The organism is Microcoleus sp. AR_TQ3_B6 (assembly GCF_036702785.1).
In the GTDB taxonomy this organism is placed as follows: domain Bacteria; phylum Cyanobacteriota; class Cyanobacteriia; order Cyanobacteriales; family Microcoleaceae; genus Microcoleus.
Window position 1 is genome coordinate 21412 of record NZ_JAUBVJ010000101.1, and the last position, 6000, is coordinate 27411.

At 44.6% G+C, this 6000-nt stretch carries 5 protein-coding genes and 2 pseudogenes; 1 reads left to right on the top strand and 6 read right to left on the bottom strand.

Annotation, left to right across the window (positions count from 1 at the left end):
* Nucleotides 1-746: 746 nt before the first annotated feature.
* Both QUB56_RS31490 and hpsJ-B read right to left on the bottom strand, forming a co-directional pair.
* Nucleotides 747-1664, bottom strand: a complete 918-nt coding sequence (locus tag QUB56_RS31490) for a glycosyltransferase family 2 protein (RefSeq protein ID WP_332960276.1) — start codon at nucleotides 1662-1664, stop codon at nucleotides 747-749.
* Nucleotides 1665-1750: 86 nt separating this feature from the next.
* Nucleotides 1751-2581, bottom strand: coding sequence for a hormogonium polysaccharide biosynthesis protein HpsJ (gene hpsJ-B / locus QUB56_RS31495; protein WP_332960277.1), 831 nt, complete (start codon nucleotides 2579-2581; stop codon nucleotides 1751-1753).
* Nucleotides 2582-3375: 794 nt separating this feature from the next.
* Between hpsJ-B and rfaE2 the strand changes: the two genes are divergently transcribed.
* On the top strand, nucleotides 3376-3870 hold the full coding sequence (rfaE2, locus tag QUB56_RS31500; RefSeq protein ID WP_332960282.1) for a D-glycero-beta-D-manno-heptose 1-phosphate adenylyltransferase: 495 nt from the start codon (nucleotides 3376-3378) through the stop codon (nucleotides 3868-3870).
* A 14-nt stretch (nucleotides 3871-3884) separates the two neighbouring features.
* Here rfaE2 and QUB56_RS37475 read toward each other — a convergent pair.
* From QUB56_RS37475 to QUB56_RS37480, 4 genes and pseudogenes are all read right to left on the bottom strand, one after another.
* Nucleotides 3885-4223: pseudogene (locus QUB56_RS37475) on the bottom strand (zinc ribbon domain-containing protein); the annotation flags it as partial.
* A gap of 15 nt (nucleotides 4224-4238) precedes the next feature.
* Nucleotides 4239-4769, bottom strand: coding sequence for a transposase (locus QUB56_RS31505; RefSeq protein WP_332960283.1), 531 nt, complete (start codon nucleotides 4767-4769; stop codon nucleotides 4239-4241).
* 162 nt (nucleotides 4770-4931) lie between these two features.
* Nucleotides 4932-5129, bottom strand: coding sequence for a helix-turn-helix domain-containing protein (locus tag QUB56_RS31510; RefSeq protein WP_332960278.1), 198 nt, complete (start codon nucleotides 5127-5129; stop codon nucleotides 4932-4934).
* Between the two features lie 65 nt (nucleotides 5130-5194).
* A pseudogene (locus tag QUB56_RS37480) lies at nucleotides 5195-5826 on the bottom strand (IS607 family transposase).
* Nucleotides 5827-6000: the final 174 nt, after the last annotated feature.

The following is a 6000-nucleotide window of genomic DNA, read 5'->3' on the forward strand; positions in this document are numbered from 1 at the left end:
CACTAAACCGGGTTTTTTCTATTTTGTTGTTGTGGCGAAAGAAGGAAGTTGGGCAACAGATTCGCTCAACAGTCATTAGTCATCAGTCATCAGTCATTAGTCATCAGTCATTAGTCATTACTCAACAGTCAACAGTCAACAGTCAACAGCCAACAATGACCAAGAATTTCAAAGGTGGTACCCGCCACGTGATTTATCCGTGGAATCAATCCCAAATCGCAAATCGAAAATCCTCAAGAAAGAGCATTTATCTCGCGCAAGTCAATCTAAAATCTAAAATCTAAAATCTAAAATCGATTGACGGACGGTGCAACCGGAATCGATATCAAACCCTCATGTTTGTGCCTTGAGCCAGAACTTCCTAACACTATTAAAAAAAAACTATGCAACTCTCTGCCCGCGAGCCAAACCCTTACGAAATCAGTCCTTGCCAATTCTTTAATTTTAAATCTAAAATCCTTCGACGCTCGCGCCCACCCCAAAGTCTAAAATCTCAAATGATATAGCTTTTCTCCCCAAGATGAGGTACAGAGATTTCTGTGTATGTCGGGATTTTCAAGCCTTAATATCTACCTCATTTACCTGAAAAAGGCTATATAACCCTGATGGGCGGTTGCTCTAGCAATCCTTGCAGGAGTTGTGGAGAGCGGCACTCGTAGCCAGTCCAGGCGATCGTGCCGCTCACCACGTTCATAACTCACGAAAGGATGGCTATATACCAATTCCCAATTATCCATTACCAATTCTTAATTTCGAGTATCGGAAGCGCCAAGATTACAAGAAACTTTAGGCGAATCAACTGTTACTACTTCCGAAAGAGATTGTTCTGCCACTACCTCTAAATTTGGCAGTGGCAGATGCTTCATTTCCCAAACTTTCAGCAAAATTAGATATTCATAAAAAGCTTGCAGGGTGCACCAAGCCAATCCCGCTTGACCGTCAAGAAATCCGCCGAGTAAAATATACATATACAAAAAGCGCACCACAGGCCGCAAAGGCAAGCGCAAAGAAAAATCTTTCAAAGCGCGGCGCCTTTCGACCTCCGACGCGCCAAACACTAAATCCCACCAATTTATTTGACCCGCTTCTAATTGGCGGAGAGTTTCAGCCGCCTCGTCAGTCGAGTAGCGGTTGTGCTTTTCAATCCAGCGGGAAAGACCTTTGCTGCAAGTATAGTGAGGGTAGGTTTCCTTCAAAAAGTGAATAGGCCCGTTGCAAACTTCCCGTTCAGTGTGACCGTAGTCAGTAAAACACACTCGGTCTTTGCGAAACAGCCGCATTTGATAGCGGGGATATTGAGTGCTGTGGCGAATCCAGCGCTCCATAAATATTACTTTTTCAGCTACATAGTAGCCGATATATTCTTGACTTTCGATCGCCTTTAAGCATTCAGCAAACAGTGCAGGCGTCATCCGCTCGTCAGCTTCGAGGATGTAAACCCATTCGTACTTGCACGGGACTTCTTTGAGCATCCAAGTCCGCTGGCGTCCGTGAGTTTCAAAGCGGTGCTGCACTGTTTGCACGGCATAGTTCTGAACAATCTCAAGGGTGCGATCGGTGCTGAAAGAATCAACTACAATGATATCGTCACAAAGCAGCGCCGATTCAATGCAAGCGGCGATATCAATTTCTTCGTTGTAAGTCAGAATATAAATTGAGAACATTCGCAGCTTTCAGTAAAGGCAAACTATTCGGTAAACAAACTATTTCTCAGGGATGTCTCGACCAGCGCGATCCCCGCCAGCGCCGATCAATTTTTGCGGTGGCCGAACCGCAGAATTCCCATACTTTTCAATCCCGTCCAACCAACGGTAATGTAGCCGATGGCTAACAACAAACTGCTGATTCCCGTCTGCAAACTCGAATTTCTCGATCGAGTTCTTAACTCTTTCTCTTTTTGTTGCTTGCGGGTGCGAATCTCGTTGCGAGCTTGAGTGGGCAGTGCTTGAGCTTGCTGTTCCAGGAAGTTGTCGAGGGCTTTCGGGTCATTTTTCGAAGTTCGAAGCACAGCTTTCAATTCCTCGGGAACATCTGGGCTCTGGAGGGCTTGTTGCAGCTTTCCGTCGTCTTGCAGCAGGCCGGCTATTTGGGTGCGCCGCTGGCTTTTGAGCTGTTCTACCTGAGCTTTAAACTGATCGCTTTTAATTTGCGCCTCAAGTTGACCTTCCGCTTGTCCCGCTTCTCTATCGACTTGAGCCAGAGCATCCTGGAGTTCCAAACGAGTATTGTTGAGGTGAACGGGAACCAGAGATAGGTAAAGTAGACCTAACAAGCTGGAAATCAACAGCGCCCAAAATCGCAAGTCCAGCCAAACCTGGCGTCGCTCAATAGAGACTCCACTGCTGCTGTCCACCCAAAAGCCAGTCATCAGCAGGGCGATACCCATTAAAGGAATAATCCCCCTGTCAACTATCTGAGTTGCAGCCGCCAACTGCCAGGCTCGATTGAGAAGATCCGAAGTTTCTCCCGGCAGCGACAGAACAATGCAGTCAAGCAAAGCAGAGAGAATCAAGATAATCCCGACTACTTTTAGAGTTCGAGCAGCTAGTGAAGAAAATTGACGGCTATTACTTGCTTTCATAATTCCTGTGAGATAATTCTACACCCTTAGATTTAACGGGGTAGTTGACTTGATTTTGTTGGACGAGTTCCAAGCTATTTTCCACCAAAATAGCTGCTTGGGGTACCCACCTCGACTTTCCTCTGGGTTTTCACAGGCTGCGGTTGCGACCCCAAAGGAGCGAGTTTCTGCACAGGTATGCAGAGTTGGAAGAGGCACCACGCTTCTGGGGTGGCTGTAAAGCTTGGTTAAAATAGCGCCCAGAAACTGCAGCAAGCAACTGCTGGCTTTTTCTATAGTCTGACGACTGCAGCTTAAAGATGAGATCTGCGCGCTTGGGTTCGGTGCTTTTAACTAGCTTTCGCTCGCGCGGCGGTGTCAGAAATAATAGACACAGCAGGAGGGCGTTTTGCGGGGTCTCACCCCCTAGGGTTCCCACTACCCGATCGCCTGCCAGAAGCCCGTGGAACTAAATCCCCTGTCTTATAGTAATTGATATAACAGAGGGGTGGAATAAATAATTGTTCCCCAACCTTTTTAATCTCTAATTACCAGCAGCACGATACGGCTGCTACAGATACACCAGTAGCTGTTTTTTCCTGTTTCCTTCTGTTTACCAGATCTGGTTCGCCGCCGGGCATTCTTACTTCTTCCTTCTGGCTTAATAGTCACAAATTACTAATTGCCAATTACTAATTGCCAACTACTAATTATTGGCAGCTTGATTGCTGGATTGTTCAATACCAAAAGTGCAAAAAAGCCCATTTTTTGGTAGGATAATTGCTCGCTGTTCAAATTTGCTGGTAATGACTGCAATGATTTCTGGTGTTTACACGTTGAAAGAACTTGAAAGATCGATCGCATCCGGTCCGGACAACTGGCGTCCGATCGTGTTTACTAACGGGTGCTTCGATATCCTACACGCTGGCCACGTCCGCTATTTGCAGGCGGCAAAAAATTTGGGGCGATCGCTCGTGGTGGGCTTGAATAGCGACGCCAGCGTGCAAGCTATCAAACCGCAGCAGCCGGGATTGCCACCTCGCCCGATCGTACCGGAAAATCAGCGAGCCGAAGTTTTAGCTGCCCTTAAAGCAGTAGACGCCGTAGTAATTTTTTCCGACATTACAGCAAGTAAACTGATAAATATCCTGAAGCCCGATATATACGTTAAAGGAGGAGACTATCAAGTCGAAACTCTACCGGAAGCACCGGCTGTGCTCGCCTCTGGTGGCAAGATTTCCTTGATCGAAATAGAAGTTCCGAGTTCTACCAGTGCGATCGTCAAACGCATTTTGCAATTAGGTACTTAACCGCCCGATTAAACTTACCCAAAACTACCCAAGTCTAGACTTAACTGGACAAAAGTAGTTTTAGCGTTAACTTCCTGTTTCATCGCGGTCTTAGAATGACTTCTAAGAGGTTTGTCCGCTTCACAGGCAATCTCGGTACAGCTTACCGTTTGATCCGAACGAATCGGAATGTGAATTCCTTCAAACCATCCTTCGATATTTTTAGCGGCGTTCAGATCCCTGTCTGCTGTGTACCGGCACTCAGGACAATGATAAACACGGCTTTTTAATGGTATCTTGTGACGATGAGTAGCGCAGTCAGAACAAATTTGAGAACTGGGAAACAATCTATTAACTAGGATTAATTTACTTGGGAACTTCTCAGTCTTTTATTCTAACTGTCGTTTAAACTCATACATACCACAATCAGCTATCGCACCAGCCAATTTATGGTTTTTCAAAAATGCCTTAACGTGCAAATCCTCAATTCTAACTTCGCTGTAGTTTTTGGCGAGATAATGAGTTAGTTTATGGATTGCGTCTTGGCGAATGTTTGATATCTTGGCGTGAATCTTGGCAACTTTTCTAATTGCTTTGGTTCGGTTTTTAGAACCTTTAACACGCTGGCTGATACGACGTTGATATCGCTTTAAACGCTTACTCATACCTTTGTAAGCTTTGGGGTTGGAGAATACTGTGCCGTCGCTACAAACAGCTAATTCCTTGATGCCGATATCAACACCAACAGTAGTTCTATCACGAGATACGATAGGTTTCTCAATTTCGTACTTAACAGCGATAAACCATCTGTCAGCTTGTCTACTAATCACGCAGTTATGTACCGCAGTAACTGGTAGAGGTTCGGACAAACGTACCCATCGAATAGAAGGAAGTCTGACACGTTTACCATCGTTTTGTATTTTGGGTGAAGCTTTAGTGCCTTGTTACACATAAAAATAGTCGCGTTGACCTTTTTTCTTAAAACGTGGTTGCTGTGATATTTTTTTGAAGCACCTGTCCCAAGCTTGACGGATTTCAGCAAGCGCTTTTTGTGGAACATTTTTATTGGTTTTGTAATACCACTAATTGGCTATTTTCCCTTCAGCAACTAACCGTTTATGTAAGTCAATCGCCGAAGGTACTTTTTGCTTTTCTTCTAAGGACTTTTGGAGAGTTGCATTTGCCCAGTTGTAAGCGTGTCGAGCAACGCCAGAAGCTTTCCTAAATGCCGTGACTTGTTTGTTATTTGGCAATAGTTGAGTCTTCAAGCCCAGGAGCATTGGGCAGTTCCTCCTTATTGGTGAATATATACCCATGTCTCCCCAACTGTCAATAGTTGTACAGATTATTTTTGAAAATCGGTGACTGCTTTGGAAATACCCTCCACTAATTTTTTGTTGTTACGGTTACGAGCGCCATAGAGAGGCGCAGAAAAGATGGTAATCAGTTCTATCATGTCGGTAACTAACTCCTGCTCAAAGGTCAATTCGAGCTCTGGTTTGTTAACTATCACTACACTACCTCTGTCTCGACTTCTCGGCACATCGCAAACACTAATTCAGAGCCGAACCTAAGCAATCTATCTTTATGGGTTAGCACCTATCTGCCCACATCACCCTTCATGATTCGTTTAAGCAAATTTTGTAAACTTTTTTTCTGGTAGTTGAGTCCTGAGCATAGATCGGAAATGGTTTCATGTTGCCAGCCCTTCGCACTACTGAATTGCTGTAAAACTTGAATCTGCCTAACTAAATCTTCTTTTTGAACGCTGCTACTGACACGACCTTAGTTGATAGTTATCCGGTCATATAGCTGCTTTAAATCCCGTGGCGTAATTCGTTTAATATCTGCAATATAAAATCGCCTATGACCGCTAGGATTACGCTCACATCGAATTTTGTCATGGTCTGCCCATCTGCGAATTGTCTTAACTGATCTACCTAGTTCTTTAGCTGACTCGCCGATACTAATAGTCATTTGAGAATAGTCTTAGATGAGGTAATGCCTAATAAGAGAGGACTATTCTTAATATATAGACGCTCCGCCTGATTTGTCTAGTTATGGGTAGAAATTACTTAGGATCGCGAATTAAATAACTTACAATTTTAATTATTATTGTGGGATGGGCGTCCCGCCCGTCCAAAAAGGACG

Coding starts and splice junctions, on each gene's coding strand:
- rfaE2 (WP_332960282.1), top strand. CDS start 3,376: ATGATTTCTGGTGTTTACACGTTGAAAGAACTTGAAAGATCGATCGCA.
- QUB56_RS31490 (WP_332960276.1), bottom strand. CDS start 1,664: ATGTTCTCAATTTATATTCTGACTTACAACGAAGAAATTGATATCGCC.
- QUB56_RS31510 (WP_332960278.1), bottom strand. CDS start 5,129: ATGCTCCTGGGCTTGAAGACTCAACTATTGCCAAATAACAAACAAGTC.
- hpsJ-B (WP_332960277.1), bottom strand. CDS start 2,581: ATGAAAGCAAGTAATAGCCGTCAATTTTCTTCACTAGCTGCTCGAACT.